At 61.2% G+C, this 26875-nt stretch carries 28 protein-coding genes and 1 tRNA gene; 9 read left to right on the top strand and 20 right to left on the bottom strand.

What is annotated here, in order from left to right; genetic code table 11:
* Nucleotides 1-2 precede the first annotated feature (2 nt).
* Together SJY33_RS03430 and SJY33_RS03425 are read left to right on the top strand one after the other, a co-directional pair.
* Entirely contained in the window at nt 3-3233 is a 3231-nt protein-coding gene (locus SJY33_RS03430; RefSeq protein ID WP_379921148.1) for a multidrug efflux RND transporter permease subunit, read from the top strand.
* Nucleotides 3233-4663, top strand: coding sequence for an efflux transporter outer membrane subunit (locus SJY33_RS03425; RefSeq protein ID WP_379921147.1), 1431 nt, complete (start codon nt 3233-3235; stop codon nt 4661-4663). The genes SJY33_RS03430 and SJY33_RS03425 overlap by 1 nt, the downstream gene beginning before the upstream one ends.
* 21 nt (nt 4664-4684) lie before the next feature.
* Here SJY33_RS03425 and SJY33_RS03420 read toward each other — a convergent pair whose 3' ends face one another.
* Nucleotides 4685-5320 (bottom strand): glutathione S-transferase family protein, encoded by a 636-nt coding sequence (locus SJY33_RS03420; protein ID WP_379921146.1) that lies wholly within the window; start codon nt 5318-5320, stop codon nt 4685-4687.
* Between the two features lie 12 nt (nt 5321-5332).
* A complete protein-coding gene (locus SJY33_RS03415; protein WP_379921144.1) occupies nt 5333-6280 on the bottom strand; it encodes a DUF808 domain-containing protein in 948 nt (315 codons plus the stop codon).
* A gap of 211 nt (nt 6281-6491) precedes the next feature.
* Between SJY33_RS03415 and rpsF the strand changes: the two genes are divergently transcribed.
* The 4 genes from rpsF (at nt 6492) to SJY33_RS03395 (ending at nt 9278) form a co-directional block, all read left to right on the top strand.
* Nucleotides 6492-6857, top strand: coding sequence for a 30S ribosomal protein S6 (gene rpsF / locus SJY33_RS03410; RefSeq protein WP_379921143.1), 366 nt, complete (start codon nt 6492-6494; stop codon nt 6855-6857).
* Complete coding sequence (gene rpsR, locus SJY33_RS03405; RefSeq protein ID WP_017665523.1) at nt 6857-7081, top strand: 30S ribosomal protein S18; 225 nt, start codon at nt 6857-6859, stop codon at nt 7079-7081. Before rpsF ends, rpsR begins: the two co-directional genes overlap by 1 nt.
* 11 nt (nt 7082-7092) lie before the next feature.
* The gene (rplI, locus tag SJY33_RS03400) at nt 7093-7698 is read left to right on the top strand and encodes a 50S ribosomal protein L9 (protein WP_379921141.1); all 606 of its coding nucleotides are present in this window, start codon (nt 7093-7095) and stop codon (nt 7696-7698) included.
* A gap of 143 nt (nt 7699-7841) precedes the next feature.
* Complete coding sequence (locus tag SJY33_RS03395) at nt 7842-9278, top strand: AMP nucleosidase (RefSeq protein ID WP_379921140.1); 1437 nt, start codon at nt 7842-7844, stop codon at nt 9276-9278.
* A 70-nt stretch (nt 9279-9348) separates the two neighbouring features.
* Here SJY33_RS03395 and rimK read toward each other — a convergent pair whose 3' ends face one another.
* The 18 genes from rimK to SJY33_RS03305 all read right to left on the bottom strand — a co-directional run bounded on the left by rimK (nt 9349) and on the right by SJY33_RS03305 (nt 24730).
* On the bottom strand, nt 9349-10254 hold the full coding sequence (gene rimK / locus SJY33_RS03390; RefSeq protein WP_379921139.1) for a 30S ribosomal protein S6--L-glutamate ligase: 906 nt from the start codon (nt 10252-10254) through the stop codon (nt 9349-9351).
* 24 nt (nt 10255-10278) lie between these two features.
* Nucleotides 10279-10707, bottom strand: a complete 429-nt coding sequence (locus tag SJY33_RS03385; protein WP_379921138.1) for an ATP-dependent zinc protease — start codon at nt 10705-10707, stop codon at nt 10279-10281.
* 63 nt (nt 10708-10770) lie between these two features.
* Nucleotides 10771-11370: a YbjN domain-containing protein gene (locus SJY33_RS03380; RefSeq protein WP_379921137.1), complete on the bottom strand. Its 600-nt coding sequence runs from the start codon at nt 11368-11370 to the stop codon at nt 10771-10773.
* Nucleotides 11371-11490: 120 nt separating this feature from the next.
* Complete coding sequence (locus SJY33_RS03375) at nt 11491-13338, bottom strand: M2 family metallopeptidase (RefSeq protein WP_379921136.1); 1848 nt, start codon at nt 13336-13338, stop codon at nt 11491-11493.
* Nucleotides 13339-13415: 77 nt separating this feature from the next.
* Nucleotides 13416-14171, bottom strand: a complete 756-nt coding sequence (locus SJY33_RS03370; RefSeq protein WP_379921134.1) for an alpha/beta fold hydrolase — start codon at nt 14169-14171, stop codon at nt 13416-13418.
* Nucleotides 14161-14817 carry a 2-hydroxychromene-2-carboxylate isomerase gene (locus SJY33_RS03365; RefSeq protein WP_379921133.1) on the bottom strand — a complete coding sequence of 219 codons (657 nt, stop codon included), beginning with the start codon at nt 14815-14817 and terminating at the stop codon, nt 14161-14163. The genes SJY33_RS03370 and SJY33_RS03365 overlap by 11 nt, the downstream gene beginning before the upstream one ends.
* 71 nt (nt 14818-14888) lie before the next feature.
* A complete protein-coding gene (locus tag SJY33_RS03360) occupies nt 14889-15455 on the bottom strand; it encodes an aspartate-semialdehyde dehydrogenase (RefSeq protein WP_379921132.1) in 567 nt (188 codons plus the stop codon).
* Nucleotides 15456-15460: 5 nt separating this feature from the next.
* Complete coding sequence (locus SJY33_RS03355; protein ID WP_379921131.1) at nt 15461-16486, bottom strand: aspartate-semialdehyde dehydrogenase; 1026 nt, start codon at nt 16484-16486, stop codon at nt 15461-15463.
* Nucleotides 16487-16588: 102 nt separating this feature from the next.
* Entirely contained in the window at nt 16589-18829 is a 2241-nt protein-coding gene (locus tag SJY33_RS03350; protein WP_379921129.1) for a DPP IV N-terminal domain-containing protein, read from the bottom strand.
* Nucleotides 18830-18975: 146 nt separating this feature from the next.
* Complete coding sequence (gene rplS / locus SJY33_RS03345; RefSeq protein WP_379921127.1) at nt 18976-19344, bottom strand: 50S ribosomal protein L19; 369 nt, start codon at nt 19342-19344, stop codon at nt 18976-18978.
* Nucleotides 19341-20084 carry a tRNA (guanosine(37)-N1)-methyltransferase TrmD gene (gene trmD, locus SJY33_RS03340; protein ID WP_379921126.1) on the bottom strand — a complete coding sequence of 248 codons (744 nt, stop codon included), beginning with the start codon at nt 20082-20084 and terminating at the stop codon, nt 19341-19343. The genes rplS and trmD overlap by 4 nt, the downstream gene beginning before the upstream one ends.
* Before the next feature lie 117 nt (nt 20085-20201).
* Nucleotides 20202-21020 carry a TIGR04222 domain-containing membrane protein gene (locus tag SJY33_RS03335; protein ID WP_379921125.1) on the bottom strand — a complete coding sequence of 273 codons (819 nt, stop codon included), beginning with the start codon at nt 21018-21020 and terminating at the stop codon, nt 20202-20204.
* On the bottom strand, nt 21020-21565 hold the full coding sequence (locus SJY33_RS03330) for a glycine-rich domain-containing protein (RefSeq protein ID WP_379921124.1): 546 nt from the start codon (nt 21563-21565) through the stop codon (nt 21020-21022). Before SJY33_RS03330 ends, SJY33_RS03335 begins: the two co-directional genes overlap by 1 nt.
* Before the next feature lie 4 nt (nt 21566-21569).
* A complete protein-coding gene (rimM, locus tag SJY33_RS03325) occupies nt 21570-22070 on the bottom strand; it encodes a ribosome maturation factor RimM (protein ID WP_379921123.1) in 501 nt (166 codons plus the stop codon).
* Nucleotides 22071-22076: 6 nt separating this feature from the next.
* Complete coding sequence (gene rpsP, locus SJY33_RS03320) at nt 22077-22532, bottom strand: 30S ribosomal protein S16 (protein ID WP_379921122.1); 456 nt, start codon at nt 22530-22532, stop codon at nt 22077-22079.
* 60 nt (nt 22533-22592) lie between these two features.
* Nucleotides 22593-24056 (bottom strand): signal recognition particle protein, encoded by a 1464-nt coding sequence (gene ffh / locus SJY33_RS03315; RefSeq protein ID WP_379921121.1) that lies wholly within the window; start codon nt 24054-24056, stop codon nt 22593-22595.
* A 135-nt stretch (nt 24057-24191) separates the two neighbouring features.
* Nucleotides 24192-24267: transfer RNA gene (locus SJY33_RS03310), tRNA-Ala, on the bottom strand.
* Between the two features lie 130 nt (nt 24268-24397).
* Entirely contained in the window at nt 24398-24730 is a 333-nt protein-coding gene (locus SJY33_RS03305) for a TIGR02300 family protein (RefSeq protein ID WP_379921120.1), read from the bottom strand.
* A 173-nt stretch (nt 24731-24903) separates the two neighbouring features.
* On the opposite strand from SJY33_RS03305, the gene aroA reads away from it, so the two are divergent.
* The 3 genes from aroA to SJY33_RS03290 are packed head-to-tail and all read left to right on the top strand — an operon-like array spanning nt 24904 to nt 26758.
* A complete protein-coding gene (gene aroA / locus SJY33_RS03300) occupies nt 24904-26223 on the top strand; it encodes a 3-phosphoshikimate 1-carboxyvinyltransferase (protein WP_379921119.1) in 1320 nt (439 codons plus the stop codon).
* Entirely contained in the window at nt 26220-26516 is a 297-nt protein-coding gene (locus SJY33_RS03295) for a permease (RefSeq protein ID WP_379921117.1), read from the top strand. Before aroA ends, SJY33_RS03295 begins: the two co-directional genes overlap by 4 nt.
* Nucleotides 26513-26758, top strand: coding sequence for a hypothetical protein (locus SJY33_RS03290; RefSeq protein WP_379921116.1), 246 nt, complete (start codon nt 26513-26515; stop codon nt 26756-26758). The genes SJY33_RS03295 and SJY33_RS03290 overlap by 4 nt, the downstream gene beginning before the upstream one ends.
* Nucleotides 26759-26875 lie beyond the last annotated feature (117 nt).

Raw genomic sequence — 26875 nt, 5'->3', positions numbered from 1 at the left:
TCATGGCACGCTTTTTCATTGATCGTCCCATCTTTGCATGGGTTGTGGCACTGGGCATTCTGCTGGCCGGCATCATCGCGCTGCGTGCGCTGCCGATCGAACAATATCCCGAAGTCGCGCCGCCATCGCTGACGATCAGCGTCGTCTATCCGGGCGCCGATGCGCAGACGCTCGAACAGAATGTCACACAGGTCATCGAACAGCAGCTCAACGGGGTGGAGGGTTTCCTCTACATGGCCTCGTCCAGCGCATCGAATGGCACGGCCAGCATCACACTGACGTTTGAGGCCGGGACTGACATCGACATAGCCCAGACCGAGGTGCAGAACCGCCTCAGCACGGTTGAAGCGCGATTGCCCGAAGAGGTGCGACAGCAGGGCATTACCGTCCGGCAGGCCAATGCCGGGTTCCTGCTGATCGTTGCGCTCACTTCAACCGACGGCGGTTTGAACAGCACCGACCTGGGCAACATCGCTTCCAGTCAGGTCATTGATGAACTGCGCCGTGTGCCCGGCGTAGGCGATGTCACCTTGTTCGGTTCGCCTTACGCGATGCGTATCTGGCTCGATCCCGATGCACTGGCCTCGTACAACCTTTCGCCCAGCGCCGTGCTGAACGCGATACGCGAACAGAATACGCAGATAGCCGGGGGTTCGATTGGAGCCAAGCCGTTGGCAGCCGGGCAACAGATCACTGCGACCATCACCAGCGACGGACGCTTCCGTACAGTGGAAGAGTTTGAAAACATCATCCTGCGCGCCAACACTGGCGCAGCCGTCATCCGGCTGGGCGAAGTCGCGCGTATCGAAATCGGCGCGCAAAGCTATGCCACATCCACCACGCTTAACGGCGCCCCGATGGCGGGGATGGCTGTGCAATTGGGCACAGGTGCGAACGCTTTGGCGGCGGCAGCGGGCGTAAAAGCGCGCATGGCCGAACTGGAAACTGGCCTGCCCCAAGGCGTCAACTGGTCGATCCCCTATGATACCACACCGTTCGTGCAGGCCTCGGTTGACGAGGTTATCAAGACACTCGTCGAAGCGATGGTTCTGGTATTTCTGGTCATGTACCTGTTCCTTCAGAACTGGCGTGCGACACTGATCCCGACGCTGGTGGTTCCGATCGCCCTTGCAGGCGCGTGTCTGGGGCTGTGGCTATTCGGCTTTTCGATCAACGTGCTTTCGCTGTTCGGCATGGTGCTGGCGATCGGTATTCTGGTCGACGACGCCATTGTCGTCATCGAGAACGTCGAACGTATCATGCGCGAAGAAGGTCTCCCTCCGCTTGAGGCGACCCGCAAGGCAATGGGCCAGATCAACACCGCGATCATCGGGATGACATTGGTGCTGATCGCCGTTTTTGTACCGATGGCCTTTTTCCCAGGCTCGACGGGCGGAATTTATCGGCAATTTTCGGTAACGCTGGCGATTGCGATTTTCTTCTCCGCGTTTCTCGCCTTATCGCTGACCCCTGCGCTGTGCGCGACGTTTCTCAAACCGATGACGGCAGAAGGGCATGGGGGGCCGCCGCCCACAGAGACGCCTGCGCAGCATCGCCAGTCTGGCTGGCGTAGCTGGCCTGCGCGGGCGCGCGGGTACGCGGGTCGGTTTCTTGGGCGGTTCAATATCTGGTTTGCACGGATGGAGGGGAAGTACGATCGCTCCAACGCGCGCATCCTGTCACGTCCGAAACGCGGTATGGCGGTATTCATCGCGCTGATTACGGTGACTGTGCTGCTGTTCATGCGCTTGCCAACCGCCTTTCTGCCCACCGAAGATCAGGGCTTTCTGATTACCGCAGTACAAGCGCCGCCGGGCGCGACCCAGGAACGCATGGACGAAGCGTTGGCGCCAGTCACCGATTTCTGGATGGCGCAAGACGAAGTGCAAAGTCTGGTCGTGGTGCGCGGCTTCAGCTTTTTTGGACAGGGGCAGAACAATGCGCTGATGTTTGCCTCACTCAAACCTTGGGGAGAGCGTTCTGCGGCTGAAAGCAGCGCCGGATCTCTTCTGCAGCGCGCCATGGGCCTGTTCATGCAAAATGATGGCGCAACCGCATTCGTCATTCAGCCCCCCGCGATCCAGTCGCTTGGGCAGGCCAGCGGCTTTACGATGAAGCTGCAGGATCGCAGCGGTCTGGGGCGCGACGCTTTGGTGGCGGCACGCGATCAGCTTCTTGGCGCCGCATCGCAAAGCGCGGTGATCGCCAACCTCAGACCCGAAGATCAGGGACCCAGCCCCGAAGTCAAAGTGAAGATCGATAGGGTGCAGGCGCGTGCTCTTGGCCTTTCCATGACCGAAGTGAACGCCGCATTATCGATCACGTTCGGATCGGCTTATGCCAATGACTTCAATCGTGAAGGCCGCGTGCTGCAGGTGCTTGTGCAGGCCGACGCGCCGTTCCGCATGACGCCTGACGATGTGCTGGCTTTGCGCATACCCAATGCCGTGGGCGAACTGGTGCCCTTCGGTGCCTTTGCAACAGCAGAATGGTCAGCCGCGCCCGCCAGCCTTGCACGGTACAATGGTTATCCCGCCATGACGCTTTCAGGCATGGCGGCCCCCGGCGAATCTTCGGGCGCTGCGTTGGCGGAAATGGAGCGGCTTGCTGCCGAATTGCCGCAGGGCATCGGGTATGAATGGACCGGCGTGTCCTTTGAAGAAAAGCAGGCTGGCGGGCAGATCGGGCTGCTGCTGGGGCTTTCCGTGGTGGTTGTCTTTCTTGTGCTTGCCGCGCTGTACGAAAGCTGGACAATCCCTCTGGCCGTTCTGCTGATCGTGCCGATGGGCGTGCTTGGTGCGGTCTTGTTTTCGATGCTGCGCGGATTGTCGGCGGACGTCTATTTCAACGTCGGCCTAATCACGATCATTGGCCTTGCCGCGAAAAACGCGATCCTGATCGTGGAATTCGCTATCGAGGAGGAAGAACGCGGGGTGACGCCGGTCGAAGCGGTGCGGGCCGCAGCGCGGTTGCGGCTGCGCCCGATCATCATGACCTCGCTGGCCTTTGCAATGGGGATGGTCCCGCTGGTGCTGGCCAGCGGAGCCGGCGCTGCAAGCCGTATCGCGGTGGGCACAGGCGTTCTGGGCGGCATGATCGCAGCAACGGTGCTGGGCATTTTCCTTATCCCACTGCTCTACCTCACCATCCGCCGCATCGGCCGCAAGAAGGATGATACGCCAACCAACACGGATCGCGTTTACGGCCCGGTGCGCGAGGGGGAGACCGCCTGATGACTCGTCTGATCCCTCTTGCCGTCGTGTCTGCGATGCTGGCTGGCTGTGTCAATCTGGCGCCTGATGACACGCGCCCTGACCTTTCAACGGCGCCTGCCTTCGATCCGGCCTACCGGCCGGATGGCACCGTGGTCGCCTCGCAGTTGTCTTACCGCGAATGGTATCGCGATCCACGCTTGCAGGTGCTGATTTCCAGCGCCTTGGCAAACAACCGCGATCTGGTTGCCGCCACGGCGCGGATCGAACAGGCTCGGGGCCAATTCCGCATCGAAAACAGCCGCCGCCTTCCCAATCTGGTTGCAACGGCAAGCGGCACAAGGACGCGCCAGTCGACCGCAGCAAACCCGGCGATCAATGCGGCGGGCAACACGTCTTTGCCCAATTCGTTTACCTTCAACCGGTTCGATATCGGTGTCGGTGTGAGCGCGTTTGAACTGGATTTTTGGGGCCGGGTCAAAAACCTGAGCGACGCGGCACGTGCCAGCTATCTTGCGACGGTGGCGAACCAGCGCGCTTTCTACCTTTCGCTGATCGCTGATACGGCAACGACCTATTTCAAAATGATCGAGACCGAAGAACAGATCGTGCTCGCAGAGGCCACCGCCGCAAGCCGGCGCGAAGGCTTGCGGATTGCCAAGCTTCGGCTTGATGCCGGCGTCACTTCGGCGCTGCCGTATCGGCAGGCAGAGACTTTGCTGACGCAAGCCGAACAGCAGATTTCCAGCGAGCGATTGGTGCTGGCACAGCTGCGCAATCAACTTGCAGTTCTGGTTGGCGGAAGCATGCCTGACGACCTGCCAGCGGGCGTTTCGCTCGCAGCGCAAGCAGACGAACGAAGGCTCGCCGCAGGCCTGCCTTCCGAACTTTTGCTGGCCCGCCCCGACATAATCGCCGCCGAAGAACAGCTTCGTGCAGCGCGTGCCAATATCGGTGCGGCGCGAGCCGCGTTCTTCCCGTCGATATCGCTGACCGGAACCGCCGGACTGACATCGTCCAGCCTCGGCAATCTGTTCGATGGTGATGGGCTGGGCTGGAGCTTTGGGCCTTCAATTTCGCTTCCGATTTTCGATTTCGGTGCACGCGCAGCGAACCTCGACGTTGCGAAGGCGTTAGAGGTGGAACAGGTGGCCATCTATGATCGCACAGTGCAGCAGGCCTTCCGCGAGGTATCCGATGCACTGGCTGGCCGGGAATATCTGGCACAGCAGATCATTACGCTGGAACGCGCACGAACCGCGCAGGTGGAGATCGCACGGATCGCCCGCGCGCGATATCGCGAAGGCGTAGCGGATTACCTCGAAGTGCTGGATGCCGAACGCAATCTCTTCAGCGCGGAACAGCAATTGCTCGCGACGCGTCGTGCGTGGTTACAGAACCGCGCAACCTTGTTCGTTGCGTTGGGCGGCGGCGCCGGCACCGGCGCGTAGCCGCGAACGCGCGCTGTGCTGTCAGATCGCGCGGCGTCCTGCGTCTTCCCTGGCGTAAGCGCGCTGGTAGGAAGCACGCCCGGTCAGCCGCGCACGGTATTCCTTGATCGCAGCAGGTACGCCTTCATCAAGGCCAACCCGTTCCGCCAAAATCAAGGCGTACCCAACACATATGTCCGCCACGGTAAAGCGATCGGCGCAAAGATATTCGCGCTGTGCAAGCCGCTGTTCGATCTTGATCAGGCGCTTATGAAACCATTTAGCATAGGCGTGTCCGGCCTCCGCCAGCCCCTTGTCCTTCTCGAACAGGGCAAAGCGCAAGAATACGGTTTGCGGGAAGGTCAGCGTGGCATCGGCATGGTGTGTAAAGTCGCAGTATTCGCCGTAATCAGGCTCCCCCGGACCGATGGCGAGGTCTGTATAACCGTCGCGTGTCGCCAGATAATGGGCGATGGCGCAGCTTTCAGTCAGGCGGGTTTCGCCGTCGATCAAGAGCGGAACCGTGCCAAGCGGGTTCAGCGCCATGAATTCAGGTGCGAGGTGGCGCGGCGGAAATGGCAGCAGGACAAGATCAATATCCACTCCCGCTTCTTCTGCCGCCCAGGTAGCCCGCATCCCTCGCGAACCGGCACAGGTGTAAAGGACAGGACCGGTCATTTGCAGGCAGGCCTAGTGCGCTTCGCCTTGCCCCACACCCAACACCTTGTGCAGAATGAAGGCGATGATGCCGCCCAAGACCAGTCCGACGACCGCTGACAGTGCTGCATAGGTCATCCATCCCAGCACACCCGCTGCGCCGCCGACTGCGGCTCTGACCGCATATTCGGCGCCGTGGACGATGTCATAGATCGCATCGAAGCCGATTTCATGGGTTCCATGGACGATGATACCACCGCCCACCCACAACATCGCGACCGTCCCAATCAGTGACAATGCGACCAGCAACTTGGGCACCATTCGCAGCATGAACCGCCCGAACGACTGCTTCCATGGCGCCTGCTTCTTGGTGAGATACAGTCCGATATCGTCGAGCTTCACGATCACACCAACCGCGCCGTATACCACCACCGTCACCACGATCGCCACCAAGGCCAGCACCACTCCGCGTGTGACCAGCGTTTCTGCCGCAACTTCGTTGAGTGCAATCGCCATGATTTCGGCCGACAGGATCAAATCGGTACGAATGGCGCCGCCGACGCGCTTGTTTTCAAATGCCACGGGATCGACGATTTCGTCCTCCAGCGTTTCGCCGTGCTTTTCGCCGCCAAGCTTTTCGATAACCTTTTCAGCGCCTTCGTAACACAGGAACGCGCCCCCAAGCATCAAAATGAAGATGATCGCGCCCGGCAGGAATTCGGATAAAAGCAGGGCGCCGGGTAATACGAACAACAGCTTGTTCTTGAGGCTGCCCTTCGTAATCTTCCATATAATCGGCAATTCGCGCGCGGGGCTTAATCCGGTCACGTAACTGGGGGTCACGGCCGCATCGTCGATTACGACGCCTGCGGTTTTTGAACCCGCGCGTCCCGCTGCAGCGGCGACATCGTCCATCGAAGCTGCCGCTGCCTTGGCAATTACCGAAATATCGTCGAGCAATGCAACCAGACCTGACGGCACTTTATATCCCCTTGTTGCGAATCGCGAACGGCAAAGTCTTCGCCTGCCCGTGATGTTGCCATCGGACAAGCCTTGCAAATTGACACAGACCCTGTATGGGCGCCCACTTCGCATGGGAACCGCCTGTGCGATTGATCGAAGAAAGCCGGAGGGGCCCTGTTCAACCGAACGGATCAGCCAGCGATCGGCAGAGAAGTGAAAGGACGCGAAGATGGCGCTCTACGAGCACGTCTTTCTCGCACGTCAGGATTTGAGCCAGGCTCAGGTTGACGCGCTGGCGGCGCAAGCCACCGAAATCGTTGAGGCTGGCAATGGCAAGGTCGTCAAGACCGAAACCTGGGGCCTCAAGTCGCTCGCCTACAAGATCGAGCGCAACCGCAAGGCGCATTTCGTGATGCTCAACATCGATGCCCCCGGCTCGGTTGTAGCTGAACTTGAGCGTCAGACCCGTATCAACGAAGACGTCATCCGTTACATGACCATCCGCGTGGACGAACACGAGGAAGGCCCTTCCGTGATGATGCGCAAGAACGAACGCGAGCGTAAGCGCCGCGAAACTCGTGAGGACCGCGACTGATGGCACGCCCGTTTTTCCGCCGCCGCAAGTCCTGCCCGTTCGCGGCCAAGGACGCCCCCAAGATCGACTACAAGGACGTGCGCCTGCTGCAGGGCTTCATGTCCGAGCGTGGCAAGATCGTGCCTTCGCGCATCACCGCCGTGTCGGCGAAGAAGCAGCGTGAACTGGCCCAGGCAATCAAGCGCGCCCGCCAGATCGGCCTGCTGCCGTTCATCGTGAAGTAGGAGAAAGAGACATGAACATCATTCTCCTTGAGCGCATCGAAAAGCTCGGCTCGATCGGTGACGTTGTCACCGTGAAAGACGGCTATGCGCGCAACTTCCTGCTGCCGCAGAAGAAGGCCCTTCGCGCCAATGACGCGAACAAGAAGGTCTTCGAAGCGAACCGCGAACGCCTTGAAAAGGAAAACGCAGAACGCCGCACCGATGCTGAAAAGCAGGGTGAAAAGGTTGCTGGTGCGGAAGTGGTGCTGATCCGTGCTGCTTCGAACGCCGGCCAGCTTTACGGTTCGGTCAGCGTCCGCGACATCGTTGCAGGCCTTGCCGATCAGGGCCACGACGTCGACAAGCGTATGGTTATCCTGGGCGCGCCGATCAAGAACATCGGTATGCACAACGTGACCGTCGCCCTGCACCCTGAAGTGCGTGTCACCGTGAAGGCCAACGTGGCCCGTTCGGATGACGAAGCCAAGCTGCAGAGCGAAGGCGTCGATGTGCTTGCGCAGATGTTCGAAGACGAACAGCGCGAGATCGAGGAACAGGCCGATGCCACCCGCATCGACACTGGTCTTGAACCTGGTGAAATCCCGGCTGAGTTGCTCGACAACGACGACGAAGATTGATCCTTGCGGCCCTACCGGCCTTAGGAAACGCAAAAAAGGGCGCGGAGGTCGGCATGATCTCCGCGCCCTTCTTGTAAACAGACCCCTCATGCACAAAGGTCTCGTCGCACAACGATAACAACAAAGGAGCAGTTGTAACTGCCATGATCGACATTCCCACTATCCTAGCCGAACTTCAGCAACATTATGACGACGCCGTCCGCACCCTGCGTGACGATGTGATCGCTTTCGGGCGCGATGGCACCTTGCCATCCCCGTCGAAGCGCACCGATGGCAGTTATGCCTATCCCCAGATCACCTTGCGGTATGCCGGCACCGGAGCGCCGCGCGATCGCAGCCGGGCGTTCGGGCGTCTGGAAATGCCGGGCAGCTATACCACCACCATCACCAGGCCCGATCTTTTCGCCCCCTATCTGACCGAACAGCTGCAACTGATTGCGGAGGAATACGAAATCGATGCCCGGGTCAGCCGGTCGCGTCAGGAGATCCCCTTCCCCTACGTGCTGGATGGTGAGGCGGGTGCGGCGATGGTGGGCATTTCGCCGCAGGACATTGCCAGCCACTTCCCCTCAACCGATCTGGCGCTGATCGGCGACGAACTGGCCGATGGCATCGAAATCGACAGCACCACCGACATTCCGTTGTCGCTGTTCGATGGTTTGCGCACCGACTATTCGCTTGCTCGGCTGAAGCACTACACCGGCAGCGAAGTCGCAGATTTTCAAGACTTCATCTTGTTCACGAACTATCATCGCTATGTCGATGAATTTGTGAACTGGGGCGCCACCCAGATTGGCACGGATGGTTACGTCGCGCTGACCGGCGCTGCCGGGCTCGACATTCGCGAACCGACGCGCCACGCGCAGGATCAGCTGAACGACACCGCATGGCGCCGGCACCAGATGCCCGCCTATCACCTGATCCGCGAGGACGGGCGCGGGATCACGCTGGTCAATATCGGCGTCGGCCCCTCCAATGCCAAGACGATCTGCGACCACTTGGCCGTTCTGCGCCCCCACGCCTGGATGATGATCGGCCACTGCGGCGGTCTGCGATCCACGCAGAAGATCGGTGATTTCGTGCTCGCCCATGCATATCTGCGCGACGATCATGTGCTTGACCCGGTGCTTCCGCCCGAAGTGCCGATCCCTCCAATTGCCGAAGTGCAGCAAGCAATGGCACAGGCGGCCGAAGAGGTCAGCGGCGTCCAGGGTGCGAATCTCAAGCAACGCATGCGCACCGGCACGGTTGTCACCACCGATGATCGCAACTGGGAACTGCGCTATTCCTCGTCAGCCAAGCGCTTTTCGCAAAGCCGCGCGATCGCGATCGATATGGAAAGCGCCACCATCGCGACCCAGGGCTATCGTTTCCGCGTGCCCTATGGAACGCTGCTTTGCGTGTCGGACAAGCCGCTGCATGGAGAGATCAAGCTGCCGGGGCAGGCCAACAAGTTCTACGAAGAAGCGATCGCTGCACACTTGCAAATCGGCATCGTCGCCGTGGCACTTCTTCGCGATGAGGGCGACCGTTTGCATTCACGCAAACTGCGCGCCTTCAACGAGCCGCCGTTCCGGTAAGGAAACGAACAGGGCGGCGGGCAGTAATTGTCCGCCGCCTGCGAGGGCAGCGGATCACCACAGCCCGGTTCTACCCGCGTCCCTTGGTCTTGGTGGCCCCGCCCTTGGCATTGGCAGCGACGAAATCAATGATCTGACCGGCAATGTCCTTGCCCGTCGCGCTTTCGATGCCTTCCAGACCGGGGGACGAATTGACCTCCATGATTACAGGGCCGTGGTTGCTGCGCAGCATGTCGACGCCGCATACGTTCAGGCCCATGTGCTTGGCTGCGCGAACTGCGGTGCTGCGTTCTTCCGGCGTAATCTTGATCACCTGCGCGCTTCCTCCGCGGTGCAAGTTCGATCGAAATTCATCCGGCGCGCCTGTCCGCTTCATCGCCGCAACCACCTTGCCGCCAACCACTAGCGCCCGAATATCGGTGCCGCCGGCCTCGCTGATAAATTCCTGAACAAGAATGTTCACATTCGCGCCGCGAAACGCCTCGATCACGGATTTGGCGCTGCTCATCGTTTCGGCTAGCACCACGCCGATGCCTTGCGTGCCTTCAAGCAGCTTGATGACGACAGGGGGGCCTTTGACGGCTTTGATGATTTCCTCGGCCTGCTTGGGGTCATTGGCATAGGCGGTCAGCGGCAGTCCCAGACCATGTTTGGCAAGAATTTGCAGGCTGCGCAGCTTGTCCCGGCTGCGGCCGATGGCGACGCTTTCGTTCAGCGACCAACTGCCACGCATTTCGAACTGACGCAGGATCGCAAGGCCATAATTCGTGATCGAGGCGCCGATCCGCGGGATGACCGCATCATAGGCGGAAATCGGCGCGCCATTGTAGAACACCTCGGGCCGGTGGCTTGCGATGTGCACCGTGCAGCGCAGCGTGTTAAGAATGTCGAGCGTGTGGCCGCGCGCCTCGGCGGCCTCTTTCAGCCTCCGGTGCGAATAGAGATTGGCATTGCGCGCCAGCATCGCAATTTTCATGGATTACCTTTCGAGCCCGGCGATTCACCGGCCGATGCGGCCCTTATGCGTTATTGCAGGGGATTGCAGCCATGAATGTCCGCTATCCACTATCATCCGCCGCCGAAGCGCGGTGCGCCCAATCAGCATCGGAAATTGCATCTGTGACCGATCTGCCAGGCTGATTTCCGCCCGGAAAGTAAGGCTACCGATCGTCAGCGGCGTCTTGATGACAAAGCGCGTCTGCTGCTCGCCATTGGATGAAGTGATCCCGCGTACATCAACATGCACCGCTTCACAGGCATGGCGCACCCCATCCCAATCAACGGCAAAACGCACGAAGCGTTCGCCGTCGCGCTGGAATTCTTCAAGCACGCGGGCATGCAGTGATGATGTGCGCGCGCCAGTATCGATCTTGGCGGGGATGCCCTGCAGCCCAAGTTCCTTGAGGCTGACAAGTTCGCGCCAACCCACAACTAAAGGGGGCCTGCCCGATGTCACGGCCGTGCGGTTCGCAGGGGAGCGACACCCATCGGCTTATATCTCAGCCGCAGCGGGCGCAGCAGCAGCAGCTGTTTCCTGTACGCCCCGCTTACTGCCGTCAGCATCATCGCTGCCATCATCATCAAACGCGATAGTGTCAAAGTCGCGCACTACATCCAGATAGCGCTGCACGGCGTTCAGAAACAACAGCTGCGCGATCCCCGCGTCCCCCGTCAGGATCGCCCATTGCATGATCGGATCGCCTTCTTCGTCCTTCCAGATTGAAACATATTTGAACCGACGGTTGGATTCGGCAACGACATCGTCGGTCATTGGCGTGTTGCGGTTCCAGCTGGTAGAAAGCACCAGCGTTTCGCAATATTCGGGTACAGCCTCGTCGCAGTCGGAAAACTGCACGAAGATCGCCCCGTCGCGAGTTGTGATTTCGATCAAGGCCGTATCGTTATCACCTTCGCGTGGCTGGGCTTCAGCCTTGTAGCCCGCCTGTCTGAGCGCCATGAGGGCACCTTCTGCGTCGGTCGCCCTGATCTGAGGCGAAGGTTCGACCTGCGCTGCGATGGGCACAGCCCATCCGGCAACGCACAGGGCCGCAACACTAACCAACCCGCGCGTCAAACCCTTGAAAGACCTCATCTGACCCCCCCATTTGCCAAGACTATCGGATACTGTCCGGGATCTCCCCTCACCAGTCATTGCTTCTCGGCTGACGGGGAAAGGTCACGCTTGTCGGACCCTTCCCCCGATTTTTGGCCTTTACCAGCCTGCCGTTTCGCCCTTGTTCTGCTCTTCCAGCCACGTCATCAACGGGGCGAAGTATTCAACCATCGCGGTGCCGTTCATCTGTCGTTCGCCGGTGAACACCTCAAGCGCGTCGGGCCAGGGCTTCGATGCACCCATTTCCAGCATAGCGTTCAGCTTCGCGCCGACATCCTTGTTGCCGTAGAACGAACAACGGTGCAGCGGCCCTTCCCATCCGGCAGTCTCGCAGGCAGCCTTGTAGAACTGGAACTGCAAAAGCCGCGCCAGGAAGTAGCGGGTGTAGCTGACATTACCGGGAATGTGATACTTGGCACCCGCATCGAACCCATCGGCGCTGCGTTCAACCGGGGGGACCACGCCCTGATAATCACGACGCAACGCGTTCCATCCCGTGTTGGTGGCAGCTTCGGGGATCGACCCATCGTACAGGCCCCAGCGATAGCGATCGAGCAGCAGACCGAAGGGCAGGAAAGCGACCTTGTCCATCGCCTGCCGCAGCAGCAGACCGATGTCCTTGTCGGCGCTAGGCACCTGCGCCGGTTCGAGCATGTCGATCTGCACCAGATATTCCGGCGTAATCGACAGCGCGATCATGTCACCGATCGCTTCGTGGAAACCGTCATTCGCGCCGGTCAGGTGCAGGTTGTCCTGCTTGTTATAGGCGCGCTGATAGTAGTTGTGGCCAAGTTCATGATGGATCGTGATGAAATCATCCGCGTTCGGCTTGATGCACATCTTGATGCGCAGATCGTCCACATTATCGAGGTTCCAGGCCGAAGCATGGCACACCACTTCGCGATCCGCAGGCTTCACGAACTGGCTGCGTTCCCAGAATGTTTCAGGCAGCGGTTCAAAGCCCAATGAAGAAAAGAACTGTTCGCCCACCTTGGTCATGCCAACCGCGTCGAGGTTCTTCTTTTCGATCAGATCGGTCAGATCATAGCCGATGTCGCCCGCGCCTTCAGGCGCGACGATGGGGTATATATTGCCCCATTCCTGCGCCCACATGTTGCCCAGAAGGTCGGCGCGGATCGGGCCGGTGCGCGGCTGCACGGCATCGCCGTACTTGTCGTTCAGCTTGCCGCGCACATAGGTGTGCAGCGCGATGTAGAGCGGCTTTACTTCCTGCCACATCCGCTCGGTCTCGGCCGCGAATTGTTCGGGCGGCATGTCATAGCCCGACCGCCACATCGCACCGAAATCGGCAAAGCCCAGCTCTTTTGAACCTTCGTTGGCAAGCGCAGTCATCCGGGTGTAATCTTCGCGCATCGGTGCGCCGACATTGTCATGCCAGCTCGTCCACATTTCCTTCAGTTCTTCAGGCGTGCGTTCGAGGTTGCCCATTTCGGCCTCGATGTCGCTGCCGTTGATGGGCTCACCGTTCAGCGTGCCTTTTCCGCGGCCGTAGGCAGACCCGAGCCGGGTCGCGATTGCGTTCAATTCTTCAGCAGCGCCATCGCGCGACGGAGCGGGAAGCGAAATGCTGTTGCGCAGCATATCGAGCTTGCGGCGCGTTTCTTCATCAAGCCCTTCGATCTGGGCATAACGGGCTGCTTCGGTCGCATATCCGACTTGCTTCAAGGTCAGTTCCGCGCCGTACTTGGCAGCCAGTTCGTCACTGTCATGCGTGATATATGTCGCGTTGATCCACGAAACCCGGGCGAATTCGACACCGAAATCGGCAAAGTCCGCTTCGACCTTTGCGATCCAGGCCCGTGCATCTTCAGGCGTGAGCGCAGCAGCAGCGGCGGACGGCGTCGCAGCATCATGCGCCGTCAGCGGCGCAGCCATGGCGATGGCAAGCGCGGCAGCGGCGCAGCGCAGGGGGGCAGCAAATTTCATCAGTAATGTTTCCCGTCGGTCGTGTGACAATACCCGGCGGTTTGAACGTCCGCGCCGCCGGAATCAACCCAAGTGCGTCAGGCTGCAAGGAACGCGGCAATCGCCTCGCCCATCTGCGGCTTGGTTACGCTGTTGAGATGCGTGCCCGGAACTTCGATATAACGTGCATCTGGAAGCAGAGCTGCCAGTTCCACAGCCGAGCCATTGTCGTGGTCTTCATCCCCGCAAATCAGGGCTGTCGGCATCGTAATGTGCGACAAGCGCGCAAGATCAAAATCGCCCATCGCATCCAGCAACAGGCGCGCAGCGACCCTGTCCACGCCCTGCGACTTCAGGAAGGTGCGTGCAGTATAGGCAGGATCGCCCGGTTTGATCGTATCGAATTCGTCGATCACTCGCTTGAAATGGGCGGCCCGTCGCTCCCACTGGGAAAGGCCCGCAACGCCCATACCGCAAATTGCCAGACGGCGCGGTTCGAGGATTCCGTGGCCGACAGCATGGATCGCAGTACGCGCGCCGAGGGAAAAGCCGACCAGATCATATCCGCCCGGTGCCAGACCCAGATGTTCGACCAAGGTGGCGACATCGCGCACCAGAACGCCCGTCGGATAGGCGCTGGCATCGCGTGGTGCGTCGCTTTCACCATGAACGCGGAAATCCAGCATGATCGCCCGGAACCCCGCTGCTGCCAGTCGCGCGCCGTGGCCCCACTTGATCCAGTTCATGTGTGACGAGGAAAATAGACCGTGGAGCAGGATGACCGGGCGGCCATCGCCTTCGGTGTGCAAGCCAAGACGGGTGCCATCGAAACTGGTGAAGTGATCAAGCGTCACGGCGGGTCAATCCTTTTTGCTGCATGCGCCATTTCACCATGTCGATCCGGTCCTGCCCGAAGAAGGGTTCCCCTTCGAACACAAGGGTCGGCACACCCCAGTGGCCCGCTGCTTCAAGCGCCGCCTCATTCCCCGCAATTTCGGTATCGAGCGCCTCGGCGTCGGACTTAGCCTCTGAATCGAGTTGGACAAAGTCCAGTCCGGCACGCTCGCAGGCGGCTTGCATGTGTGTCTCGAGATACCAGTCATCGACTTCGCCAGACCAGATAATCCGCGCTACCTCACCGGCAAAGGCAAGCCCCCTGCCGCGTCGCTCTGCCGCTTGCCCCATCCGGCAAAGCCAGTGGATGTACGGCTGATCCGTCGCGATCTCGCGCGTGGCGAGGTTCTGCACCACCGGATCGGGCCGCGGCCAGCGATAGGGGATGCCGAGCATCTGCGCGCTGCGGGCCGCGTCCATGAAGATGTAGCGACCGACATTCGGACTGCCGGTAAACAATATCGAAGGATCGCGCACCGCGATCGGCCGCACGGTTCGCAGCGCGATCGACAAATCATAGTCCGCAGCCATCGCGCGGTATCGGCCAATGGCCAGATAGGAATAGGGCGAACGGAAGCTGAAAAACAGGTCGGCGTGAAGGGTCATGCCTGTCTTGCTAACGCGGTTTGCGATGCGGGGCCAGCGCCCTTGTCAGACAAGCGCGGCGCAGCATAGGCTTACCGGAAGAAGCATTGCGTCCCGGCATAGAGCATTTCGACCCTGTCGCCCGTGATGAAGCCGCCGATCTTGTCGCCCAGCGCGAATTCCTCGCCCAAAGTGCTGCCTTCCACCTTGGCAAATCCGGTCGCGGCTTCAGCATCAGTGCGCGCCGAGCCCACTTGCACCTTGCCCGGCAACCGAACTTTGCCTGCCGCCGCGCGGTCGCCATCCTGGACCGCGTGCCAGTTCCAGCCCACCAGGCGACCTTGCTGGAAATGAGCGGTCAGCCCACCTGCAAAATCGGTGAAGGTGATCGGTCCTGCGCCGCATTCGGCATTTTCCCCTGAGCGCATTGACTCACCGAGAGCTTTGGCCAGCGCAGCTTCAACTTCGGCTTGGCCAGCAGCAAAATAGAATGCCTCTGCCCCGGCCGAAAGCCCATCGCCGCGCAGTTCGACCGCATCGGCTGCGACGCTGGCTTGCGGTTCCTCGCCCTGTTGACGTTCGGCAGGGCTCGGCACGTCGCCGCTGTCACAGCCCGTCAGCGCGATTGCGCATGCCAGCGCAACAAGAACGGTGCGCATCGCCCTCAACCCTTCTTCAGATGACGTCGGCCCAGCAGTTCGGCAATCTGGACCGCGTTGAGAGCGGCGCCCTTGCGCAGATTGTCCGACACGCACCACAGCGTGAGGCCATTTTCGACCGTGGGGTCTTCACGCACGCGGCTGATGAAGGTCGCGGCGTCGCCGACGCATTCGACCGGGGTGACGTATCCGCCATCCTCACGCTTGTCGATCAGCATCACGCCGGGGGCCTCGCGCAGAATGTCCATTGCCTGTTCGGCGCTGATTTCGTTTTCGAACTCGATGTTCACCGCTTCGGAATGGCCGACGAACACCGGCACGCGCACGCAGGTGGCGTTGAGTTTGATCTTGGGATCGAGGATCTTCTTGGTCTCGACCACCATCTTCCATTCCTCCTTGGTGGAACCATCATCAAGGAAGCTGTCGATGTGCGGGATCACGTTAAAGGCAATCTGCTTGGTGAACTTGGACGGTTCGACCGCATCGCCCACGAAAATGGCGCGGCTCTGCTGGAACAGCTCGTCCATGCCCGCCTTGCCCGCGCCGGACACCGATTGGTAAGTCGACACAACCACGCGCTTGATCGTGGCAAAATCGTGCAGCGGCTTCAGTGCCACGACCAGCTGCGCGGTCGAGCAGTTGGGATTGGCGATGATATTGCGAGCGGTGTAACCGTCGATCGCGTCGGGGTTCACCTCGGGCACCACCAGCGGCACATCGGGGTCCATGCGGTAGAGCGACGAATTGTCAATCACGACGCAGCCAGCCGCCGCTGCTTTGGGGGCATATTCCTTGGCCGGGCCGGAACCTGCGGCAAACAGCGCGATGTCCCATCCGGCAAAGTCGAAATGCTCAATATTCTTGCACTTGAGCATCTTGCCGGTGTCGCCGAATTCGACCTCGGTGCCGACCGAACGGCTCGAGGCGACCGCGGCCACCTCGTCACACGGAAACTCACGCTCGGCGAGAACCTGCATCATCTCGCGCCCGACATTGCCGGTCGCGCCGACCACTGCCACCCGGTAACCCACTGTGCATTCTCCTGAGACTTGTGCCTGCGCGAGATAGCGTGCGCTGGCGCATGCGCAACCGCTATCGCGTTTGTGCAGACCTATTCGGGCCCTATTCCGGCCCTATTCCGACGGTGTTACCTTGTACGCTTCGAGAAAGCGCATGATGCTGTTCCACACGTGCGGGCCGATCTTCTCGCCCGACACGCGGTGGGTGTAGCCGGGATAGAGCATCATTTCGAACGGCGTATTGCTTTCCTGCAGCACGCTGATGAGTTCCGAGGAGTTTTCGAACACGACGTTGTCATCCGCCATGCCGTGGATCAGCAGCAGCGGATCGACGATTTTGGTCGCATCGGGGATCGCGCTCGCCTTTTCGTAAGCTTCGGGCACTTCGCGCGGGTCGCCCATGAAGCGTTCGGTGTAATGCGTGTCGTAGAGTTCCCAGCGCGTCACCGGCGCGCCGGAGATGCCGGCCGCATACAGGCCCGGATCGGCCTCGAGCTGCTTCAGGGTCATGTAGCCGCCATAGGACCAGCCGTAGATCGCGATCCTGGCAGGATCGACGAAATCGAGCGTCCTAAGATATTCCGCCCCCGCCTTCTGGTCGCGTACTTCGACGGCGCCCATCGCGCGGTAGATTGGCTGTTCGAAATCCACGCCCCGGTTGGCCGAGCCGCGATTGTCGAGCACGAAATAGACATATCCCTTGTCAACGATCGACTGCGCCAGCGCCCCGCCCCAGCCCATGGTCACCATCTGCGGTCCCGGCCCGCCGTAGTGGCTAAAGAACACCGGGTAACGCTTGCCCGGTTCCAACTTGGGCTTGAGCATCATCCAGTGCAGCGGCGTGCCATCCTCGGCGGGGATGGTGCCGTATTCGGGCGTCACATGGCTCGCGAGGTAGGGCGCATAGGGGTGATCGCCCGCCACCGCATTTTCCTCGATCCATGATACCCGCTTTCCATCGGGCGTTGCCAGATAGGACTGCGGCGGCTGTTGCGGCGCTGAACGGGTGACATAAAGCAGACGACCTGCGCCATCCATGCTCGCAGAATTGGTAAAGGCAGGGTCGGTCAGCAGCTCAGGCTCACCCGTCCCGTCAAGACGCGCGCGGTAAATCTGCTGGGTCAGCACGTCCGCTGTCGCCTGATAGGTGAAGGTGCCGGCAGCCTCGTCCACGCCGACAAGAGAAGTGGTGGGCGATGCGCCCGATGTGAGCTGCTGCCACTGGCCCCCGGCATAGCGGTAGAAGTGGCCGAAACCGTCCCGCTCGGACCACCACAGCAAGCTGCCATCCTTCAAGAAGCGGTAATTGTCTGACAGGTTGATCCAGTAATCAGGCCGCGCGGCGGTTTCCGTAAAGGCAATCGTGCTCGCGCCTGTTGCCGGATCGACCTTAAGCATGTCGGTCCGTGTCTGCGCACGGTTCTGGCGCTGGACGTAGATGGCGCTGCCATCGGGCGCCCAGTCGACGCGGGCGACGTAGATATCGAGATTCGGGCCAAGATCGACCTTCACCTGTCCGGTGCCATTGGGGTTCATTACAAAAAGTTCGACCACCGCATTGTCGGTGCCCGCAGCGGGATAACGCTGATCGAATACCTTGGTGCCGGTTGCGCCGATCGCTGCGCGGGTGACAATCCCGACGCTGGCTTCATCGGTGCGCTGCACAATGATGCGGCTATCATCCGGGCTCCACCAATACCCCTGCAACCGCGCCATTTCTTCCTGCGCGACGAATTCGGCTTCGCCCCAACGGACGGTTTCGGCCTCTCCTGCGGGGGTGATGGGCTGCGCCTCTGCGCCAACCGGTCCCGTCCACAACCGCCGGTCACGCACGAAGCTGACATATCCGCCCTTGCTCGACAATTTGGGATTGAGTTCGGTGCCTTCGGTATCGGTGAGCTGCGTCACCGTGCCATCCAGCTTTGCCAGAAACAGATCGCCGTCCAGCGGCACCAGCACGCCGGACCCGTCGCTGGCCCACTGATAGCTGATGATACCCTTCAGGCTGCCAACACGCGCGCGCTCGCGCTGCATCTTTTCGTCTTCCGACAGTTCGCGCCCACTGCCCAGCTTTTCGGAATCCACCAGCATCCGCCATTCGCGGGTCGCAATGTCGTATCCCCACAGGTCATACCGCTCGCGGTCATCGGTGCGGTTGCGCAGCAGTGTGAGATAACGGCCATCGGGTGCCAGCTTCACCTGCCGCGGCGCCGGGCCATCCAGGCCGGGGGATGCGAACACCCGTTCGAATGAGAGCGTGGGAGCGGTTTCAGTCATAGCCGAGTCCTGCGCCCAAACGGGGCTCGTCAGACATGTCGACAGCGACAGGGCAACAGCAGCAAGAACCGAACGCATCCAAAGCTCACCTCATTATCGCGACCCGCACACTCACGCGGCGCGTCCCCGTCCTCGCAATGGCGGAGCCGAATGGCAAGAGGCGCAAACGAAAAGGGCGGCGCCTTGCAGCGCCGCCCTTTGCAAATTCATGGGCTGAAAAAACCTTACGCCTTGGGCGCGAAATCGCGACGTTCGACGATACGTGCGCTCTTGCCGGTGCGGCCGCGCAGGTAATAGAGCTTCGCACGACGCACCACACCGCGGCGAACCACAGTGATGCTTTCCACGATCGGCGAGTAGAGCGGGAAAACGCGCTCGACGCCTTCGCCAAAGCTCATCTTGCGCACGGTGAAGTTGCTACCCATGCCGCGGTTCGAACGGGCGATCACGACGCCTTCGTAGTTCTGAACACGCTCGCGGTTGCCTTCCTTCACCTTCACGCCGACGCGGACGGTGTCGCCTGCGCGGAATGTCGGGATGTCCTTGCCGGACTTGGCGATTTCTTCGGCTTCAATCTGCTGGATCAGGTTCACTGGTCCGGTTCCTTGTCTTTTCGCCGCGCGCCAGAGGCAGGCTGGACCCGAGCGCCCTCATAGCGCTCCCACAAGTCCGGCCTGCGTAACCGTGTATCATCCTCGCTTCTTGCCTTGCGCCAAGCAGCGATCTTCGCATGATCCCCCGATCGCAGCACTTCGGGGATCGTGCGCCCTTCCCATTCCTGAGGTCGGGTATAGTGCGGATATTCGATAAGGCTTTGTTCAAAGCTCTCGTCATCCCCGCTGGAAGCCGCGCCCATTACGCCGGGAAGCAGCCGAATGCAAGCATCAAGGATGGTGAGCGCGGCCATCTCACCGCCGGAAAGAACCACGTCGGCAAGGCTGACCTGTTCGATTGCGGGCCGCGCCTCGAACAGGCGTTCGTCGAACCCTTCAAAGCGCCCGCACAGGATGATGACGCCGGGGCCGCTTGCAAGGTCGCGGATGCGCGCCTGCGTGATCGGCCGACCGCGCGGGGTCATGGCAAGGATGGGTCGTCCGGCAGCAGGAGCGGAATCAAGCGCACGCGCCAGAACATCGCATTTCAGCACCATCCCCGCGCCGCCCCCTGCTGGCGTATCATCGACGGTGCGATGCTTGTCGGCGGCGAAATCGCGGATTTGTACCGTTTCACAGGCCCACTTGCCCTCAGCCATGGCTCGTCCTGCGAGCGAGACGCCGAGAGGCCCGGGGAACATCTCGGGATAGAGCGTGAGGATGGTGGCGGCGAAAGTCATGCGCGCCAACCCCTGCCCCTAAACCGGATCAACTGGGAACCTAGCGGTCCAACGACCGGAGCGGTCCTGACCGCAGCATCATAGTGCTTCATCATGGCGCGCGCTTACGCCCGGATGTCAGCCTCCGCAACCGCCGCAGCCGCCCCCGCCGCAACCCGAACCGCCGCCGCTATCCCCGTCAGCGCCGCCGCCGTCATTGCCCGGCTGCCGCATCGCATGCACCGGTTCCCACGGCGTACCCACCAGAACACCCGTACCGAACAATGCCACTGCCATAGCAACCTCATCGGACCGCGGGGCGCGCGAAAAGCGCTGGGAACGCGCACGCAGATCCTTAACCGCCGCAACGCCGGCTGCGGTTCGCGGATCGGTGACGACAAAGCGGATCACGGCCAGAACCGCTGTCATAGCCAGCAGGATTACCAGAAACCCTGTCGGCTCTCCCAGGGCGCTTCCGGCACGCTGACGGTACACACCCACAAAGAACAGCGCCGCCAGCGGCGCTACCGAGATCCACCGGATCCTTGCATGTTCTTCAGGCCGCAGCAGCAATCCGGCCCGGCGAAGGCGCGCTGCCACCCGGTCGGAATGGGCCTGGATCGCCCGCCGCGCATCCGGCAGCGTCAGCGGCGAAGCGATCGACAGCAGCGCTTGGCCTGCAGGGCTTGCCGAAAGGTTGGGTTCGGCCACGACCAGTTTGCCCGCATCGAGAGGCGCCAGCCCGCCGCGCACATAAAGGTCAGCCAGAAGCGAATCGGTCATGCGCTGGCGCCCGCCTGCCAGCAACGCGATGCTTTCGATGTCATCGGATTCGCCGCGCCGCCCCGGCTCGCGCAGAAAAGCCGGCAGCCACCATGCCGCTGCTACGCTCAGGGCAAGCAGCATGATGTAAAACAGCAGGAAATCGCCGCCCGTCCAAGACGAGAACAGCTGCATTATGTTATCCTTCCTGCGAGCCAGCCCATCACGAAGACAAGCACGCCCGCCGCCAGCGCGACCCGGCGAGACACCACAATATCATGAAACAGGTTAACGCGAACACTCTTGGGATCGACGAAAAAGCGCCTGTGCGCTGCGGGCCAGATTGCAAGCGGAGGCGCCGCAGCAAAGGCGGCTTCATAGGCGGCCAGCGTGTCGGCATATTGGCGGTAGAACCGCGTCCGTTCCGCCGTCCCGCCTTGCGTGGGTCCATGGTGCAGGTCTGCGCCGAGGATCTGCGGACAGAAAACCTGCCAGTAATCACGACTGTAGGTCAAATGCAGATGCCACGCCTGATCGACCGCGTCAGAGGGAGTCACTTCATGTCCTGCAGTCATCGCCAGAAAACAGAAGCGTTTGTATTCGTCCAACACCGCATCCGCATGTGCCGGTGTCCAGCGGTTTTCACGGGCAAGACGGGCTGCAAAGGTCAGTGATGCATCCGGCGGCCCGATGGTGTGCGCATCGATCCGATGCCACAAGGCGCGTTGGGTTGGTGTCACGCCGTCAATCTTCGGCGAAAGCGGCTCCGATCACAAGCCTTGCATCATCCCACGCGATCACCGCAGCGGGAATCATGGGCACCATGAAGGTCTTCGGCCCCTTTTCAGGCGCGGGTTCGCGCGCAATCTCGATGATGTCGGTCGCGCCGAAATTTTCGATGGCAAGCACAGTGCCAACCGTGTCGCCTGCATCGGTGACCACCGGCAGGCCGAGCACATCGGCATGATAGAACTCGCCATCAGCCAAAGGCGGCAAGGCATCGCGGGAAACCGTCAGCGCGGTGCCGCGCAAGGTTTCCGCATCCGCACGCGACGTGCTTTGGGCAAAGCGGGCAATCGCCCCGCCCTTCCCGTCATCGCGCACCTTCATCAGGGTCAAGGCACCATCGTTGAAGCTCTTGTGCGCTGAAAGCGTGTGTGCGCCTTCGCCAAACAGCTTCAGACGCACCTCGCCCGTCACTCCGTGTGCGCCAATAATGGCAGCCAGAGTGACGGGCTTGGTCATGTCAAATCAGCCTTCGGCCTGTTCTTCGGTCGCTGCATCGTCGGATGCGGGCGCTTCTTCAGCAGCCGGGGCAGCCGCAGCGGCCTTGGCTTCTTCTTCAGCAGCGGCCTTGGCTTCCTCAGCTTCGGCAATCTTTGCTGCACGCTCTTCTGCGCGCTCCTTGGCCTTGTCGCCGGGCTCACCCTTCTTGGGGTTGCTGCGCTCGGCACGCTCGACGATGCCAGCCGCATCAAGGAAGCGGGCAACGCGGTCGGTCGGCTGCGCGCCAACGCCCAGCCAGTAACGGGCGCGGTCTTCGATCAGCTTCACGCGCTCGCCGCTGTCCTTGGCGAGCAGCGGATTGTAGGTGCCGATCTGTTCGAGATACTTGCCGTCACGCGGGCTGCGGCTGTTGGCAACGACGATGCGGTAATAGGGACGCTTCTTGGCACCGCCGCGCGAAAGCCGGATGGAAATGGACATGGGATATACCTTTCAATTGGAATTGGTTTGAACTGTTAATTTGAAACGATTGAAATAAAACTATTTCTTGCCGCGCGGTGGGCCACCAAGGCCGGGCAGTCCGCCCATTCCGCCCGAACCGCCGAGGCCGGGAAAACCGCCTGCGCCGCCCATTCCGGGCATGCCGCCCATCGGGCCAGCGCCGCCGCCGCCGAACATCGCGGCCAGACCTTTCAGACCACCCATCTTCTTGATCTGCTTCATCGCGCGGGCCATTTCCTGATGCATCTTGAGCACCTTGTTGACCGTCTGCACATCGGTCCCGCTGCCTGCGGCCACGCGCTTCTTGCGCTTGGCATTCATCAGTTCGGGATTGGCGCGTTCCTTGGCCGTCATCGATCCAATGATCGCTTCCATGTGCACCAGCACCTTGTCGTCCATGCCGCTCGATTGCATGGCGGCCTTGGCCTTCTTCATGCCCGGCATCATACCCGCCAGCATGCCCAGCCCGCCCATGTTGCGCATCTGCTTGAGCTGCATGGCAAGATCGTCGAGATCGAACTTGCCCTTTTCAAGGTTGCGCGCGAGCTTTTCTGCGTCCTCTTCCTTGATCGTCGCGGCAGCGCGTTCGACCAGGCTGACGACATCGCCCATACCAAGAATGCGGTCAGCAACCGATCCGGGGCGGAACACCTCGATCGCGTCAAGTTTTTCGCCGGTGCCGGCAAACTTGATCGGCTTGCCCGTCACCGCGCGCATCGAAAGCGCCGCACCGCCGCGGGCATCACCATCCATCCGGGTCAGCACCACGCCGGTCAGCGGCACTTCACCGCTGAAGCTCTGCGCGACGTTCACGGCGTCCTGACCGGTCAGCGAATCGACGACCAGCAGCACTTCGTTGGGAGCCGAAACCCCGGCAACGGCCTTCATTTCGGCCATCAGTGCATCGTCGACATGCAGGCGGCCTGCGGTGTCGAGCAAAAGCACATCGACATTCTGCAACCGCGCCAATTCCATCGCCCGGCGGGCAATATCAACCGGCTGCTGGCCCTGAACGATCGGCAGCGTCGCCACGTTCACCTGCGTGCCCAGCACCGCCAACTGTTCCTGCGCTGCAGGGCGGTTCACATCGAGCGAGGCCATCAGGGCTTTTTTGCCGTGGCGTTCGCGAATCAGCTTGGCTAGCTTGGCAGTGGTGGTTGTCTTGCCCGAACCCTGAAGGCCGACCATCATGATCACGACCGGCGGCTTGGCATCCAGGCGGAGGCCTTCGACCTCAAGCCCGCCAAGCGTTTCGACCAGTTCATCATGAACGATCTTGATGACCTGCTGGCCGGGCGTGACCGACTTCAGGACATCCTGACCAACTGCCTTTTCGGTAACGGCATCGATAAAGCGGCGGGCCACCGGCAGCGCGACATCGGCTTCGAGCAACGCGATCCGCACTTCGCGCATCGCATCGCGCACATCCTGTTCGCGCAACGCGCCGCGGCCCTTGAGCTTGTCAAAGACCCCGCCAAGACGGTCAGACAGCGTGTCGAACATCGCCAACTTCTCCTGCCGGACACCGCAGCGCCCGGAAAAATGCGAAAAACGCCGGCGGACGAAACCTCGTCGGCCAGCGTTGCGAATATGCGTCCCCCCAGGGGGACTGACAAATCCGACTTTGATCAGGATGACTGGTGGAGCCTAGCGGGATCGAACCGCTGACCTCAACACTGCCAGTGTTGCGCTCTCCCAGCTGAGCTAAGGCCCCGATCCAGTCATCATGCGGACAAAGCGTTGTGCTCTGCCTGCGGGAGGCGGCCATTAGAAGGGCCACCATCCCATTGCAAGCCTAATTTGAACGATCAGGCCGGATATTTGCCAAATCGTTCTGTGTCACATCAGGATTTGTCGTCGTCGTCGTCACCGCTGGTGGCAACGCCCAGATCGTCATCGCCGCCAAGATCGACATCGTTGTCGGGCGAATCGTTATCCTCGTCGATATCCTCGATATCTTCCAGATCATCATCACCGCCCAGATCGGAATCGGCTTCGACGTCCTTCTTCTTCTCGACTTCCTCGAAGGGAATCGGCTGCTTGGACTTGAGCACCGGTTCAGGCGTCCAGGTCTCACCGCATTCGATGCACGTGACCGGGTCTTCCTTGCCGAGATCGTAGAAACGCTCTGCGCACTTGGGGCAGGTGCGCTTGGTACCCCATTCGGGCTTGGCCATGGTAATTCCTCAATTCGGGCCGACCCTTACATCAAGGATGGGCCAAACAGCTGCGAAAATCGTGGGTGGATTGATCGTAAAACTGGGTTCCGGCAAGCCCTTTATCAAGGACCAGACCCGGTGCGCGGCGCGCCTTGCCAGAAGCGCGGGGCGCTGTCAAAGACCGCTGCCTTATGACATGCCATACATTTGCGTCATCCGGCCCCTTGCGCGGCTCCATGGGAATTCCCGGCGACAAGTCGATCAGCCACCGGGCGCTGATGTTTGCCGGCCTTGCGGTGGGACGCAGCACCATCACCGGCTTGCTCGAAGGTGAGGACGTGCTGGCAACCGCGGCGGCGATGCGGCAGTTCGGCGCACAGATATCCCGCGGCCCGGACGGCGCCTGGACAGTCGACGGTGCGGGGGTTGGCAGCCTGCTGGAACCGCGAACCGCGCTCGACATGGGCAATTCGGGCACATCGACGCGGTTGTTGATGGGTCTGGTCGCAAGCCACGCCATCACCGCAACCTTTGTCGGCGATGCCAGCCTGTCGGGAAGGCCGATGAAGCGCGTGATCGATCCGCTGATGCAAATGGGCGCTGGTATCGAAGCGACGTCCGGCGGAACGCTGCCACTGATGATGCGCGGCGCCAACCCGGCCGTGCCGATCACCTATCGCCTCCCCGTCGCCAGTGCGCAGGTCAAAAGCGCGGTGCTGCTGGCAGGGCTCAACACCCCCGGCATCACCCGCGTCATCGAACCCGTGCCAACCCGCGATCACACCGAACGCATGCTGGCAGGCTTTGGCGCGCAGCTTGAGGTGAGCGAGGAACAGGGCGAGCGCGTCATCGCCATTCACGGTGAGGCCGACTTGAAGCCGATGGACGTCACCGTGCCCGGCGATCCTTCATCGGCGGCCTTCTTCATGGTGGCCGCATCGCTTGTGCCCGGCAGCGATCTTGTCATCCGCAATGTTGGCCTCAATCCCACCCGGGCAGGTCTGCTGACAATTCTGCGTCAGATGGGCGCCGACATCACCGAAATCGATTCCCGCGAAGTCGGCGGTGAGCCGGTGGCTGATCTGCGCGTGCGCCACGCCAACCTGACAGGGATCGCGGTCGACCCGGCAATCGCGCCGGCGATGATCGATGAATTTCCCGTGCTGTTCGTTGCAGCAGCGCTGGCAAAGGGCACAACACGCACCAGCGGGCTTGAAGAACTGCGCGTCAAGGAAAGCGACCGGCTTGCCGCAATGGCGGCTGCGCTGACGCTGGCAGGCGCGCGCGTGGAAGAACACGAGGATGGCCTGACCATCCACGGCACGGGCGGCGATCCCCTGCCCGGCACACCGCCGGGCGAACACGTGGCGACACGGCTCGACCACCGGATTGCGATGAGCATGGCGATTGCCGGGCTGGTCAGCCGCGACGGGGTCAGCATTGATGATACCGCGCCGATCAACACCAGCTTCCCGACCTTCATGAATCTGCTGGCAGAGGCGGCGCGGTGAGCGTCGGATTGACGGGCGCGTTTGACTGGCCGAGCCTGGTCGGGCTGGCAGGCACGGTCTGCATCATTGCAGCCTATGCCTATGTCACGCTGGCCAAGACAACCAATCCCTTCTGGCTGCATGGCACCAACCTTAACGGCGCGGCCCTGCTCACCGTATCGCTGCTCTACCATACCAACTGGGCCAGTCTGGTGCTGGAAGGTTTCTGGGCCCTGATCGCGATCTTTGGCCTGGTAAGGGCATGGCGTGACCGATCGTCTGGAAAGGCGGCGGCAAAGCCGGACAATCCATGACCCGCCGCACGCTGATGCATCTGGGACGCACACCTGCGATACGGCGTGTGGTGGCAGCGGTGCTATTGGCAGGATGCGCAGCAGGCCTGACCTGGGTGCGAGCCGATCCTGCGCAGTTGTGGATCGAACTTGGCATCAATCTGCTGGCTGCAGTGATTGCGTTTGTCTTTCTGCATATGCGCTGGCGCACGCGTGAACGCCGCGAACTTACCCCGAAACAGGCCAAGGACATATTTTCATGACCAGCCCCCTCCCCGCACCCCCGGCCTCCGGGTTCGGCACGGTCGCAATGGCTGACCGCAGCAATTCCCGGCCCAGCCCCCACTTTTGCGGCCAGGTTACCTGTAAAAGGATAGTCT

Origin of the sequence: Erythrobacter sp. R86502 (genome assembly GCF_042466465.1) — a bacterium.
Lineage (GTDB): Bacteria > Pseudomonadota > Alphaproteobacteria > Sphingomonadales > Sphingomonadaceae > Erythrobacter.
Note: the sequence above shows the minus strand (reverse complement) of the source record. Positions and strands in the feature narration are given on the sequence as shown.